Here is a 20,768-nt window from a genome sequence, read left to right on the forward strand (position 1 = left end):
CTCGGCATAGTTTTGTAGAGTGTATTGCCTTGCTGGCTTATCTTTAGGATGCTTGGCTTGTTATATTGTTTTGCCTGGGGATACATCCATATTTTGTGCGTTACAAAGGGCTCAGGTTGAGTCGGTATGCGCTCATGACAGCTCGGTCATTATACTGTTTTTGTAATTTATTGTTAATGATAAATGCAGGTTTTTGTGTTTTATTTACATGGCAGTAGCTAAGGTATTGATTGTTTCAGGCCGTCTGAAATGTTTTCAGACGGCCTGAACTTTTCCTTCACTAAGTCAGGTTGCTGGTGTAGAAGAGTCGGAGGTGTTTTTGTTGGGGAAAAACACCTGACTGTAGAAGTTGCCGTTAATTTGGGTTACGTTGAGGTGGTACATACGGTAGGCATGGAACAGCTCTTTGTCAGGCGGTGTCGGATGATTCCAAAATTCTGCCAAGGTATTTTGGTCAGTCATGCCGGGAATATCATAATAGGCACGGCCGAGAACCTTAACTGGCATATTGTGAATTAGGCCGGACAGACCGCTGGTGCTGTTGATGGTGACCATGCCGAGGCCGTGGCGCAGGAAAACGGGCAGGGGGACATCATGGACGTAAGTCACGCGGCCTTTGAGTTCGGGGTGTTCTTTGATAAAGCGTTTAATGTCGCGCCAGTAGTCGATAAAGCCACGATCCATCGGATGATGTTTGATGATGAGGTTGGTATCGGCAGGCGCGTGCTCGGCGAATGAGCTCAAAACATGGAGCAGGAAGCTGCGGACGCTGGGAAAGTCGCAATGGATACGGACTTGGCTGTCGTTGAATACCTGCAGGGGAACAATAAAAAACTTGCCGTATTTGCCTGCTTCCACACGTTTGGCGATTTGAATGTCTTCAATATAGTAGTTCAAACGCTTGAGGATGGAGAGCGACCACAGTTTGAGGTAATGGCCGGCATTGGGCGCGCGGTGGTGGATGTAGTCGGGATATTTGCGTGGATTGCGGAACAATTCGATATAGTAACGGATGGCGTTTTTTGCCATGGGCGTAAACCCGCCGCGTACCGGCGTTGGCGCTTTGTATTCTTGCTGGGCAAGTTTAGGGAATTGCTCAAGAAAAAAGTCGGCACGGCGTGGCAGAGGGGAAAATGCGTTGACGCCGTCTTTTTCTAATGTGATGTAGTAGGGGCGGAAATAGCCTTCTTCAAACGCCCAGAAACTGGCTTGGTTTTCGTTTGCAATGCGTTTTGCAATGACGTGATAAGGGCGTGTGTCGCCAAAGCAGACAACCGCCTGGATGTGATGTTGAACGATGTATTCTTGCAAAAATTCAGGAAAGGCATCGTAGCTGTTGTTAAAAACAACGGTATGCGCTTGAGTGGGCGGATAAAAATAGTCGTCGCCTGCATTAAAGTTGAATTTATGTACGGTTTTACCGTTTTCAGTAAGCCAGTCGGCAAAGCGCAGAAAAAAATCGCCGACAGGACCTTGAAGCAGCAGGATATTTTCTGCGCTTTCGAGCAGGTTTTGCAGGTTGTTTTGGAGGACGGTCTGTTTCATGTCGCAATGTGGTTTTGTTTTTTATGTAATAGTTTTAGGTTGAACTTTCAAGCATACGCCAAGAGAATTAACGATGCAAAGGCAACGATGCCGCAACAGAGGCAAGTTCATGACGTATTGTTAATTTAGATGGTGTTTATTTGAAAGATCGATATAGTTGTTTGATTTTACACAATTTTTTAGCAAAGTACCCACGATGTAATCCGTTGTTGTTTTTTTGCATATTTTTTTGTCGTATCAGGATTTGGGCAGCAGTTTCCGCATTGATGGCCTGATGGGTTTCGGGATGGATATAGTCGGGGTAGTGGATGAGCGTGCCAGCAATCAGCTGCCAAAGCTCAAGTCTGCGGCTACGGCGCGGAATGGGGAGCAGATCTTGGGTAAGCCCCCAGCCTGCGTAAAAAGGCAGGCCGTAGCAGCTGACTTTTTTACCGCGCAACAAGGCTTCAAAACCGGTCAGCGAAGTCATGGTATGAACTTCGTCTGCGTATCGGAGACAAGTCAGGATGTCGGTTTGTTCGGCGGTTTGGTCGACATATCGTGCCGTATCTTCAGGAGAGATATGGCCGATGCGGTTACCGCTGACTACATCGGGATGCGGTTTGTAGATGATATAGGCATCGGTATTGCGTTCGCGTACGGTACGGAGCAGATCCAGATTGCGATAGATTTGGGGCGAACCGTAGCGGATAGATGCATCATCTTCAACCTGGCCGGGAACGAGGATTACGGTTTTGTCGGTTGACGGGGCGGCGAAGTCTGAGCTGCCGACGTTGTATTTGCTGATGTGGTTTTCGGTCAGCATTTTTTGCAGTTTCAAGGCCGTCTGAAAGTCTTGGTCGTCGAAGTTTTGGTTTTGGAGGATGTGTTCAAGACGGGACGGGGTTTCGGCATTGAAATAAATGCCCATATCGTCGGTAACGAGCGACAGCGGCGGGACTAAATTAGAACCAAGCCCGACCGAGCGGATAAAGCCGTCTTCCATGCGCAGCAGGGGGATATGGTGTTGTTCGGCAAAACGGACGATGGCCTCTTTGCCGTTACCCCAAGCAAGGATGCGTGCATCGTCGGACAGTTTGACCCCTGCCAGTTTTTGGGTGGAGGAGATAAATTTCAGACGGCATGAGGGTACGTTAAAGAACGGTTTGGCAACCGCGCGTTTCCACAAAGACATGCCGACGCAATACAACTCGCCACGCAATTTGTCGTTTTTGCGTTTGACCGTCGCCAGATAGTCGATGACATCAAAGAGGCTGCCTGCTTCTCCGGTATTGGGGTTGAGGTAGCGGCTGTATTGCAGATAGGCCGCGGCGAAGAGTTGTAGCAAGTTGCGGGGAGCGCGGCTTTGGGTTTGAACAAGGCGGTTGATTTCAGGATGGCGGTCGTCGCTCACGCCCCATCCGGCATACCACGGCAGGCCGAAGGTGGTCAGCGGTTTGCCGCACAAAAGCGCCTCAAAACCCATTTGTGAGGTAACGCAATAAACCTTATCGACGTTTTGCAACAAAGAAATCGGATTGATGTCTTCTGCCAAAAGATGGACGCGGTGTTGCTGCGCCAGTTGGGTCAGATAGCCTTGTTTTTTGCCGCACAAAACATCGGGATGGGTTTTGACCCAGATATCGGCTTGCGGGTTTTCATTCAAGGCCGTCTGAAACATCAGTTCAAACGTAGAGGCGTCTGCGCCGCCATATTGGATGGCCATATCGCCGAAGGTTTGGTCGATGATGAGGACAGTTTCAGGCTTGGATGGGGAACGTAAAGGATGATCGTCTGAAAGCTCGGGCGCGTGGTTGTATTTGGACAGGTGGTGTTGCAGGATGAAATTCATCGCCTGCCGCGCCTGAGCCAAGGTTTCAGACGGCATGGTCTCGGCGGCAAGAATCAGTTGTTCCAAACGTGAAGGGCGCGTGGTGTCATAGTAGATACCGATGTCGTCATAGACGATGGAGTAGGGCGGATAACCGGAGACGCCCAGTCCGAGCGAGCGTAAAAAACCGTCTTCCAAAGCAATAAAGGGAAGCTGGTGTTCGGCGGCAAAAGCACGCGCTTTGTGTGTCGTCGGGCGCAAACCCCAGCCGACCACAGCCTCTGCACCTTTTCCGTCTTTGCAGATATGAAACTCAGGCAATAGGGTGGAGAGATGGGGGATTTTGCGGATGCCGCGAGAGGGGATGTAGGCGTTTTTCACAATGCGTTTTCGTCGATTATTGTTATTAATAGATTGTAGGCCGTCTGAAAAGAGGAACATTCTTTCAGACGGCCTGAATTATTTTTAAAACGTTACGGCTTCGGCCAATACTTTGCCTGCCAAGTCTTTAGGCGACAGGTTCGGCTCGCCTTGCAACGGCCAGTCGATGCCGACGGTCGGATCATTCCAAATCAGCGAGTGTTCGGCTTTGGGATTGTAATAATCCGTACATTTATAGACGAACTCGGCTTCATCGCTCAGTACATAGAAGCCGTGAGCGAAACCTTCGGGTACCCACAGTTGGCGTTTGTTTTCTGCGGACAGAATCTCGCCTACCCATTTGCCGAAAGTGGGGGAGTCTTTACGCATATCGACGGCTACGTCGAATACTTCGCCGACAACCACGCGCACGAGTTTGCCTTGTGTGTTTTCAGTTTGATAGTGCAGGCCGCGCAATACGCCTTTACTGGATTTGGAATGGTTTTCCTGCACGAAGGTGCGGTCGCAGATTTGGGTTTTGAACCACTCGTCGCGGAAAGTTTCCATAAAAAAGCCGCGCGAGTCGCCGAAGACTTGGGGCTCAAGCAGTTTTACGTCAGGAATGGCGGTATCAATGATGTTCATCGTTTTATCTTTCATCTAAAGGCCGTCTGAAAAGTTTCAGACGGTCTCAAACATTATTTTTTCAACAGGCGCAGCAAATATTGACCGTATTGGTTTTTCGCCATCGGGCGCGCCAGCTCTTCCAGTTTTTCATCGGAAAGCCAACCGTTGCGCCAAGCGATTTCTTCCAGACAGGCGATTTGCAGGTCTTGGATGTTTTGCACGGTTTGGACGAATGAAGCGGCTTCGTGCAGGCTTTCGTGAGTGCCGGTGTCCAACCATGCGAAACCGCGTCCCAAAAGTTGTACCGACAATGAACCGTCTTCCAAATACATTTGGTTGAGGTCGGAAATTTCCAATTCGCCGCGGGCGGACGGTTTGATTTGTTTGGCGAACTCGACGACGCGTTGGTCGTAGAAGTACAAGCCGGTTACTGCCCAATCGGATTTGGGCTGTTGCGGTTTCTCTTCGATAGACAGGGCGTTGAAATTTTCGTCAAATTCGACTACGCCGAAACGCTCGGGGTCTTTGACCTGATAACCGAATACGGTTGCGCCGTGGGTCTTGGCGGCGGCCTGTTTCAATGTTTGCGTAAACGATTGGCCGTAGAAAATATTGTCGCCCAAAACCAAGCAAACATTGTCGTTGCCGATAAATTCTTCGCCGATGATAAATGCCTGTGCCAAGCCGTCCGGACTGGGTTGCACGGCATAGCTGATGGAAATGCCGAAATCGCTGCCGTCGCCGAGCAGGCGTTTGAAAGAGGCGTTGTCTTCGGGCGTGGTGATTACCAAAATATCGCGGATTCCTGCCAGCATCAATACGGACAGGGGATAGTAAATCATGGGCTTGTCGTACACGGGCAGCAGTTGTTTGGATACGCCGCGCGTGATGGGGTAGAGGCGCGTGCCGCTGCCGCCGGCAAGGATAATGCCTTTCATGGGTTTTCTCCTGAGTAGTATGTGTTTGCGTGATTTTCAGACGGCCTAATATGGGAACAGGCCGTCTGAAAACTTATTTTCCGGTGCCTAAACGCTCCAAACGATAGTTGCCGTTCAATACGTTTTGCCACCAGGTTTTGTTGTCCAAATACCATTGCACTGTTTTGCGGATGCCGGATTCGAACGTTTCCTGTGGTTTCCAGCCCAGTTCCCTTCCGATTTTGGCAGCGTCAATGGCGTAGCGCACGTCATGGCCGGGGCGGTCTTGTACGAAAGTAATCAAATCTTCATAACGCGCCACGCCGGCAGTTTTTTCAGGAACAAGCTCTTCCAGCAGGGCGCAGATGGTTTTGACGACTTCAATATTGGCTTTTTCATTGTGGCCGCCGATATTGTAGGTTTCGCCGACAACACCTTCGGTAACAACCTGATACAGCGCGCGCGCGTGGTCTTCGACAAACAGCCAGTCGCGGATTTGCATACCGTCGCCGTACACAGGCAGAGGTTTGCCGTCAAGCGCGTTCAGAATCATCAGCGGAATGAGTTTTTCCGGGAAATGGTAAGGGCCGTAGTTGTTGGAGCAGTTGGTTACGATGGTCGGCAAACCATAAGTACGCAGCCATGCGCGGACGAGGTGGTCGCTGGACGCTTTAGAAGCAGAGTAGGGGCTGGACGGCGCGTATGGCGTGGTCTCGGTAAACAAATCGTCTGTGCCGTGCAAATCGCCATAGACTTCATCGGTAGAAATATGGTGGAAACGGAAGGCTTCGCGCTTTTCAGACGGCATTTGTTGCCAATAGGCTCGGGCCGCTTCAAGCAGATTGAATGTGCCGACGATATTGGTTTGGATAAACTCGCCTGCCGAATCGATAGAGCGGTCGACATGGCTTTCCGCAGCCAAGTGCATCACGGCATCAGGCTGGTGTTGTGCGAAGACGCGGTCGAGTTCAGCGCGGTTGCAAATATCCACTTGCTCAAAAGCATAGCGAGGATTATTGGCTACCTCAGTCAAAGATTCCAAATTGCCGGCATAAGTCAGCTTATCGACATTGACGACAGAGTCTTGGGTGTTTTGGATAATATGACGGACAACGGCAGAACCGATAAAGCCCGCACCGCCGGTAACAAGGATTTTTTTCATAAGTTTCAGAGGATAGTTAAAATAATATAAACGGATTATAGCAGACAGAATGTGTGTTTTTCAGATAAAGAGGCCGTCTGAAAACATCTCTTTCAGACGGCCTGTATCAGTTCAACTTAATCATCGTAGCCATTTGGGTTGTTGCTGACCCAACGCCATGAATCTTCCATCATCTGCGCTAAATCACGCTTGGTTTCCCAACCGGTTTGCGCTTTGGTGTAGGCAGGGTCGGCGTAACAAACAGCAATATCACCAGGGCGACGGTCTTTAATTCGATAAGGAATTTTCAGGCCTGAAGCAGTTTCAAAGGCTTTGATCATATCTAGTACGGAATAGCCGTTACCTGTACCTAAATTGAATATATGTACGCCGGACTTGGTTGAATGGCTTTGCATAGCTTTCAAATGGCCATCGGCCAGATCAACAACATGGATATAATCGCGCACACCTGTGCCATCAAGGGTAGGGTAGTCGTTTCCGAATACTGACAACTCTGTCAGTTTACCCGAAGCGACTTGGCAGATATACGGTAAGAGATTATTTGGAATACCATTGGGGTACTCTCCGATTAAACCGCTTTTGTGTGCACCTACAGGATTGAAATAGCGTAGCAGAATCACGCTCCAGCGCGGGTCGGCTTTTTGAATATCAGTCAAAATACGTTCGACCATATATTTTGATGTGCCGTAAGGATTGGTTGTACCTCCTACTGGCATATCTTCGGTAATCGGCGTACGTGCAGGGTTACCATATACTGTGGCAGATGAACTAAATACAATACTGAATACCCCCGCCTTGGCCATTTCTTCTGCCAAAATCAAACTACCCGATACGTTGTAATCGTAATATTTCATAGGTCGTGTATTGCTTTCGCCTACCGCTTTCAAACCGGCAAAGTGCATCACGGTTTGGATTTTATGTTCGGCAAAAATCTTTTGCAGCATAGCACGATCTCGGATATCTCCTTGATAAAAAGGAATATCCTTACCAGTGATTTTTTTTAGACGCGGCAGAATGTTGATGCTGGAATTGCACAGATTGTCGAGAATTACAACATCATAGCCAGCTTCAATCAGCGAAATAGCGGTATGAGAACCGATAAAACCGGTACCGCCGGTGATAAGAATAGTCATTGGTTTTCCTTAATTAAAATTGTGTTTGGAAGTCGTGAAACCGGTTGGCTGAAAATACAAACGCTTTCAGATGGCCTGGTGTAAGTGTTGTCAAAGAGGGATTGCTTTATTTGGTTATTGTATATTTAGTTACCTGAAAAGTAAAAAAATATGGGATAATCACAGTGTTATGCACAGGGTGCAAAGCGTTATCATTTCAATTTTAATAAAAGGATCTTACCATGTCAGTATCTAACGAAGTTTTGGCGTTGATTTCACAAGTTGCACAAAAACAAGTGTCAGCAAATGAAGAATTGTTGTCTACAGGACTTATTGATTCTGTGAGCGCAATGGATTTGGTTATGGCCATCAAACAAAAATTTGATGTTGATTTGCCGTTTGAGCAACTGGTTGATATTTTGGCAAACTCAGCCAATATCATTCAATATGTTGAAAATAATTACAAAGGCTAAATCATGAAACAATTAAATGAATTCCAAAATCTTGATGATTTTTTGGAATACCGTTTCAGCCAAACTTCGGGAAAAGCGTTAGTTAATGATACTCAGGAGTGTTCTTGGGAAGAGTTGCGCGTAAAAATAGCCACATTTATCGAGGCTTACAAAAGCATAGCAGATATTACCAAAAACATTCCTCTGGTGTTGCACGGCCATAAAGAAATTGATTTTGCAGTGGCAATTTATGCCTGCTTATTAAACAAAATCCCTTTTATTCCGGTGGATAGTATTTATCCTGAAAGCCGTCTGAACAATATCTGCCAACTGTCGAAAGCACGCTTTGTATACCGTTCGGCAACGCAAACTTTTGAAAAGCAGACTGACGAAGAAGTAGAGCTGGCTGAAAAAGATTTGGCTTACATCATGTTTACTTCAGGAACAACCGGCGCACCTAAGGGTGTGCAAATCGGTCGTGAAGCTGTATTCAACCTGATGAAATGGATGAAAGAGCAGCTTAATTTAGCCGCACCTAATGTATTCATGAATCAGGCTCCGTTTGCGTTTGATTTGTCAATGTACGAAATCTTTGGCAACTTGGCTTACGGTGGTTGCATTGTCATGAACAGTCGTGATGCTATTTCTAATCCTGCCACCTGGATTGATTTTTTGGCCAAACAACAAATTACTACTTGGGTTTCCACGCCTTCTTTTGCCATGCAGCAGCTGCTTAACCCTAAATGTAGTCAGGCTACTTTACCGAGTTTGAAAGAATTTTTGTTCTGTGGCGAAAAACTTGGCAAACCAGTAGTAAATATGATTTTTCAAAAATTTCCCGGTGTCCGCGTTATCAATACCTATGGTCCGACTGAAGCTACTGTAGCAACAACTTACGTTGATATTACACCTGATATGCTGGCGGCAGAAGAAGAGTTGCCTGTAGGCGTTGCCGTGCTTAATTCCAAATTAGAGATTGTTGACGAAGAGATTTGGATTAGTGGCAATCATGTGATGCGTGGCTATCTGAACAACGAAACTGAAAATGCCAAACGCTTAGTAGTACACAGTGCAGATAACCGCACTTATAAAACAGGTGACTACGGTTTTGAAAGAAATGGATTGTTCTATGTACAAGGCCGTAAAGACGAGCAGATTAAGCTCAATGGCTACCGTATCGAACTTTCAGAAATTGAAGAAAAAATCCTTAACCTTAAGGAATTTGCCTTTGATAATGTGGCAGTAGTGGCGTTGAAGCGCAACACAGGCGCAGTATTGCGTTTGGTGTGTTTCTATACAGCCAAGCAAAGTGCAGATACTCAGGCGATCAAAGACGCATTAGTACAAAATTTACCGTCTTACATGATGCCGTCTGAATTTATTCACATTGATGAAATTCCAGTCAGCACCAACCACAAAACCGACAAAAAAGCATTGTTGGAAAAATATCAACAGGGTTTATAAAATGGATTTATATAAAATTCAGCAAAACATCTTACGAAAAGCCAAGATTGATCCTCAAAAGGTTAACGCTTGGATTTATAACAATCAAAGTATAGTGTTTGATTTTCTGTTGAACGACTATTTTGTCAGCGTCAGTTATACGGTAGTAGGACAAACCTTTAACTTTATTGAGCGTAATAAGAGCAAGGTTTCTCAAATTTCTGGTTTTCCAAAATTTTTGAAATATATTTCAGAAGTCTATGGAAGTTACCCGCAATCGGTTAATCAAGAAAAGACAGTATTGTCTTTTAAATTTGCTGAAGCCGATTGGGCAAAAATTGAGGATAAATTTAGTGAGATTTTAGAAGTTACTTCCATTTATCTTGGCAGCGAACTGTGCTACATCCTGAATGTTGAAAAAAATAAAGGCATTAATTTAGCCGAGTACTTGGATAAGCCGGAAGTTGAATACATTGGTGTTAAAGGCGACAGTAATGAGTTTTTCCTAAGCTATGCTCGGAATCATGGTCTAAGTGATTATGTCTATGAGCTAAATAATAGAGGCTTTTTAGCTGTTGAACACAAAATGGGTGTAAGTGTGTTCCGTCGTGTGAACAAGCACAGTTATAAAGATCTTTTGGCTTATTTCCCAGACTCTTTCCATGAGTTGGAAAATGTTATTTATACTGTTGAAGCACCGAAAGTATTGAGTGCCAACAAGAAAAATCTATTGGTGTTGTTCTCTTATACCAATAAGAGCAATGAGAATATGGTTGACCGTTATTATAGCCACCCATTTCCATTTATCAGCAACAGCATTATGCCAAATACTTATATCATCCGTATGGCTGATGTATCAGACGCGTTTGGCAGTCACGGGTTGAATACAAAGTTTGATGAAAATATCGAAGACAATATCCAGCGTTTCATTAAGAGCCTGATGAATATTTATGGCGTAGATAAGAAAAACGTAGTCATTTGCGGTGCATCATCAGGCGGTACAGGAGCGGTATATCACGGCTTAATTGGTGGGTACAAAACCTTTGCAATCGACCCATTTTTGGGCAACCATAAATACTATGGTGGCAAAGATCCATTGTATCTGCACTCTATCCGTACGCCGATTTTGGAGACTTTCAAAAAGCTACCGGATGTAATTGATCATAACCTTGAAAATCAAGTGGTCATTTCATCGGCTAAGGTATCAGAGTTTTATCCGGATATTAAAGAGCTGAAAGAAGCATTGCCTACAGTTGTATTATGTGAATTTGACTTTGAAAAAATTCAAAAGCACATAGATTTTTCAGGCAACACAGTATTCTTGTCCAATACCATTATCAATAATTTGCTGTTGGACATCCATATCACTGATTCGGACATTAATCTGAACTAAATGCGAAGTAAATAGACAGTAAGTTTAAAATTTACTGTCTATTTTTTTAATATTTGAACCATATTTATCATGTTTGGGGAATGTAATGATAGATAAAACGACTGAAGAATTTCAGCAAGAAATTCTTAAAAATATCAAATTAAAAAATACGTCTGTTGATATTTATTATCAGCAGAATGTGTACTGCAATTTCAAATCTGACCGTGAAACACCATTTTCTGTCAGTTTAAATTTAGTTTGGCAGAAGATTTTCCTGTTTTATCGTAATAAAAGTGAGATAGATAATATCGGAGAAATGTTTCCAAACTTCAGTTTATCTAAGCAGGATGGGGATAATGTATACATTTATGATGTCAGTGCTTTGGATTTTGCCCAAACCTGTGCAGTCTTTATCAAATTGGCCGAACGTGCGGAACAATATTTTTCTGAACGGCCAGTAGTTAACAGCCGTAAAAAAGAAGTGATGTCAGGCAATTATATTGATACTTCCGGAAATAAAATTACTGCACCTGATAATCTGCGAAACTGTCATTTCCAATTTCTAGGAGGAGGTGGGAATGAAGTTGTTATCCACCCTAATGCAAACTTGCGTAATGTGTTTTTGGAATTTTTAGGCAAGGACAGCAAAGTCTATATTGGCGAGAATGTTTCTATGCAAGGCCAATGGTGTTTGGGAGTAGGCTGTACGATTAACATCGGCAGTAAAACTACCAGTACCAATCCGGTTTATATTACTGTTGCCGAACATACAACCTTGTCCATTGGTGAAGATTGTATGTTTGCCACGAATAATCAAATCCGTACTGATGATGCACACCCGATTTATGATGTTCATACTGGCAAACGTTTAAATGTTTCTAAAGACGTTACCATTGGAGACAGAGTGTGGGTAGCCTATGGCGCAACAATTTGGGGTGGTACAAAGATTGGTAGCGGTAGTATTGTTGGTGCATTTTCGGTAGTGAAAAAACATTTTCCTAATAACTGTGTTATTGCAGGCGTGCCGGCTAAAGTCATACGCAAAGATGTATTTTGGGAACGCAATAATGTTTTATACACAGATATAGATGAAGGTAAGGATTTGGCAGAAATGAATCATGTTACCTATATCAATTCAACAGTAGAACTTGATTAGTGCATCTAATAGTAAAGGCCGTCTGAAAACATAAAAGTTTTCAGACGGCCTTTTTTTAAGATAAGACAGAGATTACTCTAAACAAGCCAATTGTTTTTTCAGACACTCAGCCTGTAATGCCTTGTCACCTTTAGCTTCGGCTATTTCAGCTGCCAGTTTCCAATATGTTGCTGTGTCTTGTAGAGAGAGACTGTCAAAATAACGTTGTGCTGCCTGATGGTTTTTCAGACGGCATAAAGCAGTTGTATAAAGATACATTGTTTCCGGTGAGGTTTGTGCAAAATCAGCCAATATTTTGGTGACAGACTCCCAATCTTGGTTTTGAGCAAGTTTTTCAGCTTCATACAAGGCCAAAGACGGATTCTCAGGATATTTTTGGCGCAGTTGAGCCAATAGATATCCTTCGCCGTCGGTGTTGCCGGTAGCATACATTTTTTTCAGATAATCGACTGTTAAATCTTCAGGAATTAAGAGCAGATTTTCTTCAAAGGCACGGTTAAGCTGGGTAAATAGTTTTTCAGAATCACCGCGTAATTTTGCCAGTCTTGCAATGGCGATACGGCAACTTGGATCATTCTGAGTATGGTTTTCAAAAGAAACCAAATACTGATGCGCGCCTTGTAAGTTACCAAGTTTCATGCAGAGGTAAGAAGCCAATAGCTCGGGTTTTAGATAACCTTTTGTGCGATCGTCCAAGCTATCAATATACGTTTTCAGTAAAGCCAATGCTACAAAATAATTCTGCTCCGATAGCTTTTGTGCTACGGTCAACAAAGGTTGATATGAGTCGGATAAGTCTGTACCTATCCGGGCAAACAGTTTTTCAGACAGCCTTTTTGCTTGATGAAACGAGGCTGCAAGTAATGCTATAAGTAAATCATTTTGCATTCCTATATGCTCGTTTTCAGCAAAAAATTCCGCCCCTTTAACGGCATTACCGATATATAAGTCCATTTTCGCATTCCAGTAACCTGCGGTATCGGGATAATCAGGTAACAGGTTTTGCAAAGTATCAAACTGTTTGCTCTCAAATAAAGCGTTCAGATAACGATGGCGATAATCAGCTGTTTCTTCCGCATTCAGACGGCCTGTATCAAGCAGAGTTTGAATACGGCTTGCAGCCAAGTCCCATGCCTGATGATTTTCTGCTTGCTCAATCATATTGACCAGAATCGGTAGGTTGTCGACAGTTTCGGCATGATCAAGGGCGATAATAGCTTGATACACACGTTCGCAGTTACCACCTTTTTGAAATGGGAAGGTAGCACGGATACGTTCAAGATATTTTGGTTTTAAACCCGTTTTGAGAATATTTTCTAGTTCATTAAATGTTTCTTGTTCAGTTAACGTGACTGGCCCAAAGCCAGAACTTTCATAGTCAAACCATCCCCTTTGGAGGGTATGGGCTCCAGAGAAAAATTCTTTTTGATCAAATTGATAATAGATAATAGATTTATTCAGATATGCCATATCAAAGGCTACAGAGGAATAGTCAGTAATTAAAATTGATGATTGGCCAAATAAGGTTTGTATACTTTCTATAGCACTTGATCCTTTCCAAACCTGAATGTAATTAGGAATATCAAAGAAGTCTAAATAAGGCTCAATATTCGGGTGTGGAGCAAATATAACTTCATAGTTAAACTTTTCTGCTAATTGTCTTAAATTTATAGAGTGCAAAAAATTAAACCAATGTTGCGCATAGGAAGTTTTCATAAAATCACTATTTAACGCACGTGTGTTGCTACCGCGACCAATATTTTGTCCTACAATATTGTTTCTCCAAGTAGGCATAATTAGGATTTTTCTACTTTGATCAATATTTTTTGATACTAAACTATCATAACGAGGAAAGCCTGCTAATACTGTTTCTTTTTTTGTTAGCTTATAGCGGCTAGGGTTAGCTATGATTGTTTGATATTCAGGGGTGGCAGTAGTAATAAAACAATGTAGATTAGTTTTAGTATTGAACCATGCAGAAAGGTCGTTTTGGGTGACTCCATGTTGAAGGAAGACGAATTTTTTGCTGTGTTCGTACAAATCACCAAAATAATTGTTAATGTGTTTTTCTAGATGGCTGGAAATGATTTTTTCAGCTTTACGCAAACGTTGTTCGTATTCTCTACCACCAAATTCTACAAGTTTAAAGCCTTCTTGTTCGAGACGGTTCCAGTCAGAGGCGGTTCTGTTGAGTGCGAAATAACAAGTTTGTTCAGGGTGGTTCTGCATCATATAACGATAAAAATGCTCAGCGTTGTCGTCAGCTTTGGTTTCCCTGTCCATCAAGAGCCAACTGCCGTCTGAAAGGTATTTTTCAGACGGCGTAAATAAACCGATAAGTTCATTTAATGCGATGCCGTGCATAAAGGTTTTACCTTTAATCGAAATTCGCATTGCTTTTTTGTTAAGTAGAATATTAATTTTGGCGTTGTCTGCAACATCCCCATAGGGAACCCACAAACGTTTTTCGTAAACAAATAATTGTTCATTTAGCTTATTAATTACGCTTTTTACATAGACAGGAATAAGATCATGTCCATCAGCCTGCACAGAATATGGCTGGTCGAAATAGGTAAAATAGCTGATAAGGAACTGTTTGCGTTCACGATCAATGTTTTCAATATAGGCGATTTGGAATGGTGGCTCGCTCTGTTTGAACATTCCAAGCATACCAACCTTATGGAATAGCCATACCCCTGCTAAGCCAAATTCCATAATATTTTTTTCATCAATATAATTAAAGACTTGCTGCATTAGATCATAAAAATGTGATTTTTGTTTGGTATCCAACAAATCTAGACGTTCAGGTCTATTAAGCAATTGTTGAATATACCAAGCCATATCATATAATGCGGTTTTTTGTATTGAGGAGGGTACATGTCCTAAGCGGTTTTTATAGTTTTGAAGCATAGGCAAGAAACCATACTCAAAAACATTAGAAAACTTTTCTACTTTTTGCCAAGAAGTATCTAAAGTGGATGTACCGCTTTCACGTTTGCGATAGAAATAGACGGCATCTCTGTCAAATACAGCTTTTGCGTTCTGTAAATCTAATAAATAGTCTGCAATAAATTTGCCATCTTCAAAGTTTGGCTTAACATTGTGGTCAAATACCAAATTCTGTTTTTTAATATGGCTGACTCTGAAAAAGGTGGAGGCAGCTGACATATTGATAAATTTATCGAGCTTGGCAACATCAATAACGTGGGTTTTATCAAAACGGAATTTTAAAGGATGATTATCTTTTGTAATATTTTGATTTTCAAAGAAAAAAATCATATTGGTGGCTACGGTTACTGCTGACGGATGTTGGCTAATTTGAGTATCTACTGATTTGAAGTAGTCAGGGTGAAGATAATCGTCAGGGTCAGTAAATACTACCCATTCCGTTTGTGTATGTTGTAAACCTAGATTGCGTGCCGAGGCCTGGCCGCCATTTTCTTTGTAAAAATAATGGATATTTTTGGGAAATTTGGCTTGCCATCGTTTGATGATTTCTGCTGAATGGTCGGTTGACCCATCATCTACTAGAATGATTTGAATGTGTTTTTTGAAATTCAAGCTTTGTTTGACGATACTGTCAAAGTATTCATCAAGGTATTTTTCGACGTTATAAACGGCTGAAACGATTGTAAATTGATTATTACCTTCGTATTTTAAGGGAAGGTATTTTTTGAGTTTCATTACGCGTTTGGCGTACATGTCGCGGAAAAAGAGTTTAGGGTCTCGTAAGAGCTTCCGAAATTTTTTATTGTTCATTTTTTTGACCTTTTATTTTTATTTGGTTTTGAAGTAATTTTCCAGCATTTGAATCAGTTTGTCCTGGTAGTTTTCAATCTGTTGCTGGCTGTGAAAATCGTTGGCACAAAAAGAGTGTGGCTGCCGCCCATTTTTTTTATTTTCCAAGAGCTTGATATATTGGGCAGGCGCTTTGTTGGAGCGGATATTAAAATAATAACATATTTCATTACCTACTGTAGATTTCCTGTTTAAAAACATCAGCCAAGGTACGAGGAAGGTGGCAAGGTTGAGATCGTGGTTAGAACGGAAATGGTTGGATAAAAAGGCTTCAATCTCAGTACGGTAGTGCTGCCAAGCAAATTGAAAGCTGCTTTTATGCAGTGGGATATAGGTGTGTACTAACGGACGGTCGATGTGGCAATCGTAGTGCTGTTGTAATAGTGCGATACAGTTTTTTGAGGCGGAAAGAGTGGGTGTATTGGTTCCTCTTTCAGACATTTGTTTTAGGCTTTTGTCTGCAATAAAAAGTGAAGCAATGCCGTTGGCGTGAAAAAAATGTTCCTTCGGTAATGGTCGGGCAACAAATACATCATCGTTAAAATAGATGAAGTGTTCATTTAGATTGGGAATGTTGTGCAAGTGTGCTTCGATTACATGCGAATTGAAGGTGGGCAGGTATTGCGGGTCAATAATTTGACTGTGATCTATTATGCTGACATTGGGATAGTCGGCAGGATTGAGCCAGTCGGGGCGTTGGTTGTCGGTAATGATGTAGATATGGGTGACCCACGGCAGGAAGGTACGCACGCTGTGAAGTGAATAGTAAAGTTCGTTGTGGTTGCTGAAACGGGCTTCGTCATTATTGTGGAGTGCGTTTTGTTCGGCAGTAGGGCTATGTTGGCGGCGACGTTGCTGCCATTTGGGATCTTGGTTATTTACCCATGTGAAAACGACATCAACTTTAATAGGGGGAAGGTTGATACTATTTTCAAGTTCGGCTAAATACAGGGTGTTGTCGATAATGACCGGTTCGTCAGACTCTGTTGTACGCTGTTCGGCGTTGCGGACAGGGTATCTTTTGTTGAGATAGTCGCGGAAGAATACACCTGGTTGTCGAATCAGTTTTTTAAGTTTTCTCATGACGGTATTCGCTGTAATGTGATGTTTTTGATACTTATGTCAGGTTTTCAGACGGCCTAATATTTCATCAGGTGTTATAATGGTCGTGCTTAATTAAAAGTATAGTGAGATTTAATCAATGTTGAAAGCAGAATGTCTTACCCGCAGGGGCATGTTATTGTTGTGCGTCAGCCTGTTGGCCGCATGCTCTTCTCTTCCTAATTCTGGTCCGAGTACGCGAAATGTTGTTGCTTTGGGGCAACAGCCGGCTACGGCCGAAGTGCCGGAGGTGGAATTGATTGATGTGAATGGTGCGGTGGCTCAGTCACTATATCAAGCGCAAGTTAATCAGTCATTTGCTCAGTTGGGCGATGGTACATCATCAATAGGGGCTATCAATATAGGCGATGTGCTGGACATTACGATTTGGGAAGCTCCTCCGGCTGTGTTGTTCGGCGGGGCTTTGTCGTCTACCGGTTCGGGTAATGCGCAGCAAACGAAGCTGCCTGAACAGATGGTCAGCTCTTCAGGTACGATTTCTGTGCCGTTTATCGGCGATGTGTCTGTCCTTGGTAAAACACCGGTTCAGGTGCAAAACATTATTAAAGGCCGTCTGAAAAAAATGGCGAACCAGCCGCAGGTAATGGTGCGCATGGTGCAAAACAATGCGGCGAATGTATCGGTTATCCGTGCGGGTAATAGTGTGCGTATGCCTTTGACGGCTGCAGGCGAGCGTGTGTTGGATGCGGTGGCTGCCGTGGGCGGTTCGACTGCGAATGTTCAGGATACGAACGTACAGCTAACACGCGGCAATGTTGTCAGAACGATTGCTTTGGAAGATTTGGTAGCGCATCCGCGTCAAAATATTTTGTTGCGCCGCGGTGATGTAGTCACAATGATTACTAATCCAAGCACGTTTACGTCTATGGGTGCGGTCGGTCATACGCAGCAGATTGGTTTCTCTGTGAAGGGCTTGTCTTTGGCTGAGGCTGTGGGACGTATGGGCGGTTTGCAGGATTATCGTGCAGATGCGCGCGGTGTATTTGTATTCCGTTATGCGCCTTTATCCGAGCTGCCTCCCGAGAAACAATCTAAATGGGTTGAAAAGGGTTATGGCGATCGTGCGGAGATTCCTGTGGTCTACCGTTTGAACCTGGCAGATGCGAATTCTATGTTTTGGATGCAGCGTTTCCCTGTGAGGGATAAGGACGTGGTGTACGTATCGAATGCGCCGATGGCTGAAGTACGCAAGTTCTTGTCATTTGTGTTCTCGCCTGTGGTTAGCGGTGCGAACAGTATTAATAATTTAGTGAACTAATGGGGAAAATAATGTCTGAGCAAGTTTCTGCAAATGTGGATGTGAAACCGGAACAACCGGCTCCCGAAAAGAAAAAGGCTAAAAAGTCTTGGTTGCGTAAGATTAATCCGTTGCTTTGGGTAACGGTTATCGTGCCGACTTTGTGTTCCGGTGTGTATTACGGACTATTTGCTTCTGATCAGTTCACATCCCAGTCCAGCTTTGTGGTGCGTTCTCCTAAAAGCCAATCGTCTTTGAACGGCTTGGGCGCTATTTTGCAGGGGTCTGGTTTCTCTCGTGCGCAAGACGATATTTATACCGTGCAGGAATATATGCAGTCGCGTTCGGCTTTGGACGCGTTGCGTAAGAAAATGCCCGTTCGTGATTTTTATGAAAAAGAAGGCGATATTTTCAGCCGTTTTAATGGTTTTGGCCTGCGTGGCGAGGATGAGGCGTTTTATCAATACTACCGCGATAAGGTATCTATCCATTTTGACTCTGTCTCAGGCATTTCCAATTTGAGCGTTACATCGTTCAATGCCGGTGAATCTCAAAAGATCAATGATGCTTTGCTCAAACAGGGTGAGGTATTGATCAACCAGCTGAACGAACGTGCGCGTCAGGATACGATTCGTTATGCTCAGGAAGTGGTCAATTCGGCTGAAGAGAAAGTTAAAGAAGCTTCGGCTCAATTGACAAAATTCCGTGTTTCCAACGGTATTTTTGACTTAAAGGCGCAATCCGATGTGCAAATGGGTTTGGTGTCTAAATTACAGGATGAATTGATTGTTATTCAGACCCAGCTTGACCAGGTAAAAGCCGTTACGCCTGAAAACCCACAAATTCCAGGTTTGATTGCGCGTGAGAAGAGCTTGCGTAAAGAAATCTCGCAACAAATGAAAGCGATTTCCGGCGGTGGCGAGGGTTCGTTGTCCAATCAGGCGGCGGAATATCAGCGCGTATATTTGGAAAACGAATTGGCTGAGAAACAATTGGCTGCGGCGATGACTTCTTTGGAAAGTGCAAAAGCGGAAGCAGATCGTCAGCAATTGTATTTGGAAGTGATTTCCCAGCCGAACAAACCTGACTTGGCGCATGAGCCAAACCGTTTGTACAACATCGTGGCAACGTTTGTCATCGGTTTGATTGTCTATGGCATTGCCGTGTTGCTGACGGCAAGTATCCGTGAGCATAAAAACTGATGAAAGAGCTACATAAAACATCGTTTTTGGAGTCGCTGCTTATCCAAAAAAGGGTAATCGGCGCACTCTTAATGCGTGAAATTATTACTCGCTACGGTCGTAATAACATTGGTTTTTTGTGGTTGTTTGTCGAACCTTTGCTGCTGACTTTGGTTATGGTGTTGATGTGGAAGTTTTTCCGCATGAACAACGTGTCGGCTTTGAATATCGTGGCATTCACGCTGACAGGCTATCCGATGATGATGATGTGGCGTAATGCTTCCAATCGCGCCATCGGTTCGATTGCGGCCAACACAAGCCTGCTGTATCACCGAAATGTACGTGTTTTAGATACCATTTTTGCGCGTATGTTGTTGGAGATTGCCGGCGCCACCATTGCGCAGGTCGTGATTATGTTCGCATTGGTCGTCATCGGCTGGATTGATGTACCGGCAGATATTTTTTATATGTTGTTGGCTTGGCTATTGATGGCAATGTTTGCTGTTGGATTGGGGCTAGTCATCTGTTCGGTGGCGTTTCATTTTGAGCCGTTTGGCAAAGTTTGGAGTACCATCAGTTTTGTGATGATGCCTTTGTCCGGCGTGTTTTTCTTCGTACACAACCTGCCTCAGCAGTTGCAACACTATGTGCTGATGCTTCCGATGGTGCATGGTACAGAAATGTTCCGTGCCGGATATTTTGGTAACAGCGTTACGACTTACGAAAATCCTTGGTATATTTTGTTGTGTAACTTGGTTTTGCTGCTGCTTGGTTTGGCGATGGTGGCGAGATTCAGCAAAGGGGTTGAGCCGCAATGATTTCAGTTGAACACGTTTCCAAGCGCTATCTGACCCGCCAAGGTTGGCGGACAGTCTTGCACGATATCAACTTCAAAATGGAGAAGGGCGAGAAAATCGGTATTCTCGGCCGCAACGGTGCAGGTAAATCGACGCTCATCCGTTTGATTAGCGGCGTTGAGCCGCCGACCACGGGCGAAATCAAGCGGACGATGAGTATTTCTTGGCCTTTGGCATTCTCCGGTGCGTTTCAAGGCAGTCTGACCGGTATGGACAATTTGCGTTTCATCTGCCGGATTTACAATGTCGATATCGATTATGTGAAGAACTTTACCGAAGAGTTTTCCGAGCTGGGTCAATATCTTTACGAGCCGGTTAAGCGTTATTCTTCAGGTATGAAGGCGCGTTTGGCATTTGCTTTGTCGTTGGCGGTAGAGTTTGACTGCTATCTGATTGACGAAGTGATTGCGGTTGGCGACTCGCGCTTTGCCGATAAATGTAAGTACGAGTTGTTTGAAAAGCGCAAAGACCGTTCTATCATCTTGGTGTCACACAGCCACAGCGCTATGAAGCAATATTGCGATAATGCGATGGTACTGGAAAAAGGGCATATGTACCAGTTTGAAGATATGGACAAAGCCTACGAATATTATAATTCGCTGCCTTAAAGCAATTGT

Annotated in this window: 16 protein-coding genes; 8 read left to right on the forward strand and 8 right to left on the reverse strand. The window is 43.8% G+C overall.

Going from position 1 to position 20,768, the window contains the following annotated elements:
* Positions 1–285: 285 nt before the first annotated feature.
* The 6 genes from HMPREF3022_RS09685 to galE all read right to left on the reverse strand — a co-directional run bounded on the left by HMPREF3022_RS09685 (position 286) and on the right by galE (position 7,554).
* The gene (locus tag HMPREF3022_RS09685; RefSeq protein ID WP_049332931.1) at positions 286–1,545 is read right to left on the reverse strand and encodes a capsule biosynthesis protein; all 1,260 of its coding nucleotides are present in this window, start codon (positions 1,543–1,545) and stop codon (positions 286–288) included.
* Between the two features lie 136 nt (positions 1,546–1,681).
* Complete coding sequence (locus HMPREF3022_RS09690; protein ID WP_049332930.1) at positions 1,682–3,796, reverse strand: capsular polysaccharide biosynthesis protein; 2,115 nt, start codon at positions 3,794–3,796, stop codon at positions 1,682–1,684.
* A gap of 24 nt (positions 3,797–3,820) precedes the next feature.
* Positions 3,821–4,360, reverse strand: a complete 540-nt coding sequence (rfbC, locus tag HMPREF3022_RS09695) for a dTDP-4-dehydrorhamnose 3,5-epimerase (protein ID WP_049333167.1) — start codon at positions 4,358–4,360, stop codon at positions 3,821–3,823.
* Positions 4,361–4,413: 53 nt separating this feature from the next.
* On the reverse strand, positions 4,414–5,280 hold the full coding sequence (rfbA, locus tag HMPREF3022_RS09700) for a glucose-1-phosphate thymidylyltransferase RfbA (RefSeq protein ID WP_049332928.1): 867 nt from the start codon (positions 5,278–5,280) through the stop codon (positions 4,414–4,416).
* Between the two features lie 73 nt (positions 5,281–5,353).
* On the reverse strand, positions 5,354–6,421 hold the full coding sequence (gene rfbB / locus HMPREF3022_RS09705) for a dTDP-glucose 4,6-dehydratase (RefSeq protein WP_049332926.1): 1,068 nt from the start codon (positions 6,419–6,421) through the stop codon (positions 5,354–5,356).
* Between the two features lie 116 nt (positions 6,422–6,537).
* Positions 6,538–7,554 carry a UDP-glucose 4-epimerase GalE gene (galE, locus tag HMPREF3022_RS09710; protein WP_049332925.1) on the reverse strand — a complete coding sequence of 339 codons (1,017 nt, stop codon included), beginning with the start codon at positions 7,552–7,554 and terminating at the stop codon, positions 6,538–6,540.
* Between the two features lie 221 nt (positions 7,555–7,775).
* On the opposite strand from galE, the gene HMPREF3022_RS09715 reads away from it, so the two are divergent.
* From HMPREF3022_RS09715 to HMPREF3022_RS09730, 4 genes are all read left to right on the forward strand, one after another.
* Complete coding sequence (locus HMPREF3022_RS09715; protein WP_003747973.1) at positions 7,776–8,006, forward strand: acyl carrier protein; 231 nt, start codon at positions 7,776–7,778, stop codon at positions 8,004–8,006.
* A gap of 3 nt (positions 8,007–8,009) precedes the next feature.
* A complete protein-coding gene (locus HMPREF3022_RS09720; protein ID WP_049332923.1) occupies positions 8,010–9,449 on the forward strand; it encodes an AMP-binding protein in 1,440 nt (479 codons plus the stop codon).
* 1 nt (position 9,450) lies between these two features.
* Positions 9,451–10,821, forward strand: a complete 1,371-nt coding sequence (locus tag HMPREF3022_RS09725; protein ID WP_070765549.1) for an XcbB/CpsF family capsular polysaccharide biosynthesis protein — start codon at positions 9,451–9,453, stop codon at positions 10,819–10,821.
* Between the two features lie 85 nt (positions 10,822–10,906).
* Positions 10,907–11,956 carry an acyltransferase gene (locus HMPREF3022_RS09730; protein WP_070765550.1) on the forward strand — a complete coding sequence of 350 codons (1,050 nt, stop codon included), beginning with the start codon at positions 10,907–10,909 and terminating at the stop codon, positions 11,954–11,956.
* Positions 11,957–12,028: 72 nt separating this feature from the next.
* Here HMPREF3022_RS09730 and HMPREF3022_RS09735 read toward each other — a convergent pair whose 3' ends face one another.
* Together HMPREF3022_RS09735 and HMPREF3022_RS09740 are read right to left on the reverse strand one after the other, a co-directional pair.
* Positions 12,029–15,715 (reverse strand): CDP-glycerol glycerophosphotransferase family protein, encoded by a 3,687-nt coding sequence (locus HMPREF3022_RS09735; RefSeq protein WP_070765551.1) that lies wholly within the window; start codon positions 15,713–15,715, stop codon positions 12,029–12,031.
* Positions 15,716–15,733: 18 nt separating this feature from the next.
* Complete coding sequence (locus HMPREF3022_RS09740) at positions 15,734–16,837, reverse strand: stealth family protein (protein WP_049332916.1); 1,104 nt, start codon at positions 16,835–16,837, stop codon at positions 15,734–15,736.
* Between the two features lie 118 nt (positions 16,838–16,955).
* Here HMPREF3022_RS09740 and HMPREF3022_RS09745 point away from each other — a divergent pair, with 118 nt between their 5' ends.
* From HMPREF3022_RS09745 to HMPREF3022_RS09760, 4 genes are read left to right on the forward strand one after another with little or no spacing between them, the layout of a single operon-like run.
* Entirely contained in the window at positions 16,956–18,134 is a 1,179-nt protein-coding gene (locus HMPREF3022_RS09745) for a polysaccharide biosynthesis/export family protein (RefSeq protein WP_049332913.1), read from the forward strand.
* 11 nt (positions 18,135–18,145) lie between these two features.
* Positions 18,146–19,315 carry a capsule biosynthesis protein gene (locus HMPREF3022_RS09750; protein WP_049332911.1) on the forward strand — a complete coding sequence of 390 codons (1,170 nt, stop codon included), beginning with the start codon at positions 18,146–18,148 and terminating at the stop codon, positions 19,313–19,315.
* Positions 19,315–20,112, forward strand: a complete 798-nt coding sequence (locus HMPREF3022_RS09755) for an ABC transporter permease (protein WP_049332909.1) — start codon at positions 19,315–19,317, stop codon at positions 20,110–20,112. The genes HMPREF3022_RS09750 and HMPREF3022_RS09755 overlap by 1 nt, the downstream gene beginning before the upstream one ends.
* On the forward strand, positions 20,109–20,759 hold the full coding sequence (locus HMPREF3022_RS09760; RefSeq protein ID WP_003747991.1) for an ABC transporter ATP-binding protein: 651 nt from the start codon (positions 20,109–20,111) through the stop codon (positions 20,757–20,759). Before HMPREF3022_RS09755 ends, HMPREF3022_RS09760 begins: the two co-directional genes overlap by 4 nt.
* Positions 20,760–20,768: the final 9 nt, after the last annotated feature.

Source organism: Neisseria sp. HMSC065C04, assembly GCF_001815375.1.
GTDB classification, from domain to species: Bacteria; Pseudomonadota; Gammaproteobacteria; order Burkholderiales; family Neisseriaceae; genus Neisseria; species Neisseria flavescens_D.

Bases quoted from the DNA above. Each gene is read 5' to 3' on its own strand.
- HMPREF3022_RS09685 (WP_049332931.1), bottom strand. From the start codon at position 1,545: ATGAAACAGACCGTCCTCCAAAACAACCTGCAAAACCTGCTCGAAAGC.
- HMPREF3022_RS09690 (WP_049332930.1), bottom strand. From the start codon at position 3,796: ATGTTCCTCTTTTCAGACGGCCTACAATCTATTAATAACAATAATCGA.
- rfbC (WP_049333167.1), bottom strand. From the start codon at position 4,360: ATGAACATCATTGATACCGCCATTCCTGACGTAAAACTGCTTGAGCCC.
- rfbA (WP_049332928.1), bottom strand. From the start codon at position 5,280: ATGAAAGGCATTATCCTTGCCGGCGGCAGCGGCACGCGCCTCTACCCC.
- rfbB (WP_049332926.1), bottom strand. From the start codon at position 6,421: ATGAAAAAAATCCTTGTTACCGGCGGTGCGGGCTTTATCGGTTCTGCC.
- galE (WP_049332925.1), bottom strand. From the start codon at position 7,554: ATGACTATTCTTATCACCGGCGGTACCGGTTTTATCGGTTCTCATACC.
- HMPREF3022_RS09715 (WP_003747973.1), top strand. From the start codon at position 7,776: ATGTCAGTATCTAACGAAGTTTTGGCGTTGATTTCACAAGTTGCACAA.
- HMPREF3022_RS09720 (WP_049332923.1), top strand. From the start codon at position 8,010: ATGAAACAATTAAATGAATTCCAAAATCTTGATGATTTTTTGGAATAC.
- HMPREF3022_RS09725 (WP_070765549.1), top strand. From the start codon at position 9,451: ATGGATTTATATAAAATTCAGCAAAACATCTTACGAAAAGCCAAGATT.
- HMPREF3022_RS09730 (WP_070765550.1), top strand. From the start codon at position 10,907: ATGATAGATAAAACGACTGAAGAATTTCAGCAAGAAATTCTTAAAAAT.
- HMPREF3022_RS09735 (WP_070765551.1), bottom strand. From the start codon at position 15,715: ATGAACAATAAAAAATTTCGGAAGCTCTTACGAGACCCTAAACTCTTT.
- HMPREF3022_RS09740 (WP_049332916.1), bottom strand. From the start codon at position 16,837: ATGAGAAAACTTAAAAAACTGATTCGACAACCAGGTGTATTCTTCCGC.
- HMPREF3022_RS09745 (WP_049332913.1), top strand. From the start codon at position 16,956: ATGTTGAAAGCAGAATGTCTTACCCGCAGGGGCATGTTATTGTTGTGC.
- HMPREF3022_RS09750 (WP_049332911.1), top strand. From the start codon at position 18,146: ATGTCTGAGCAAGTTTCTGCAAATGTGGATGTGAAACCGGAACAACCG.
- HMPREF3022_RS09755 (WP_049332909.1), top strand. From the start codon at position 19,315: ATGAAAGAGCTACATAAAACATCGTTTTTGGAGTCGCTGCTTATCCAA.
- HMPREF3022_RS09760 (WP_003747991.1), top strand. From the start codon at position 20,109: ATGATTTCAGTTGAACACGTTTCCAAGCGCTATCTGACCCGCCAAGGT.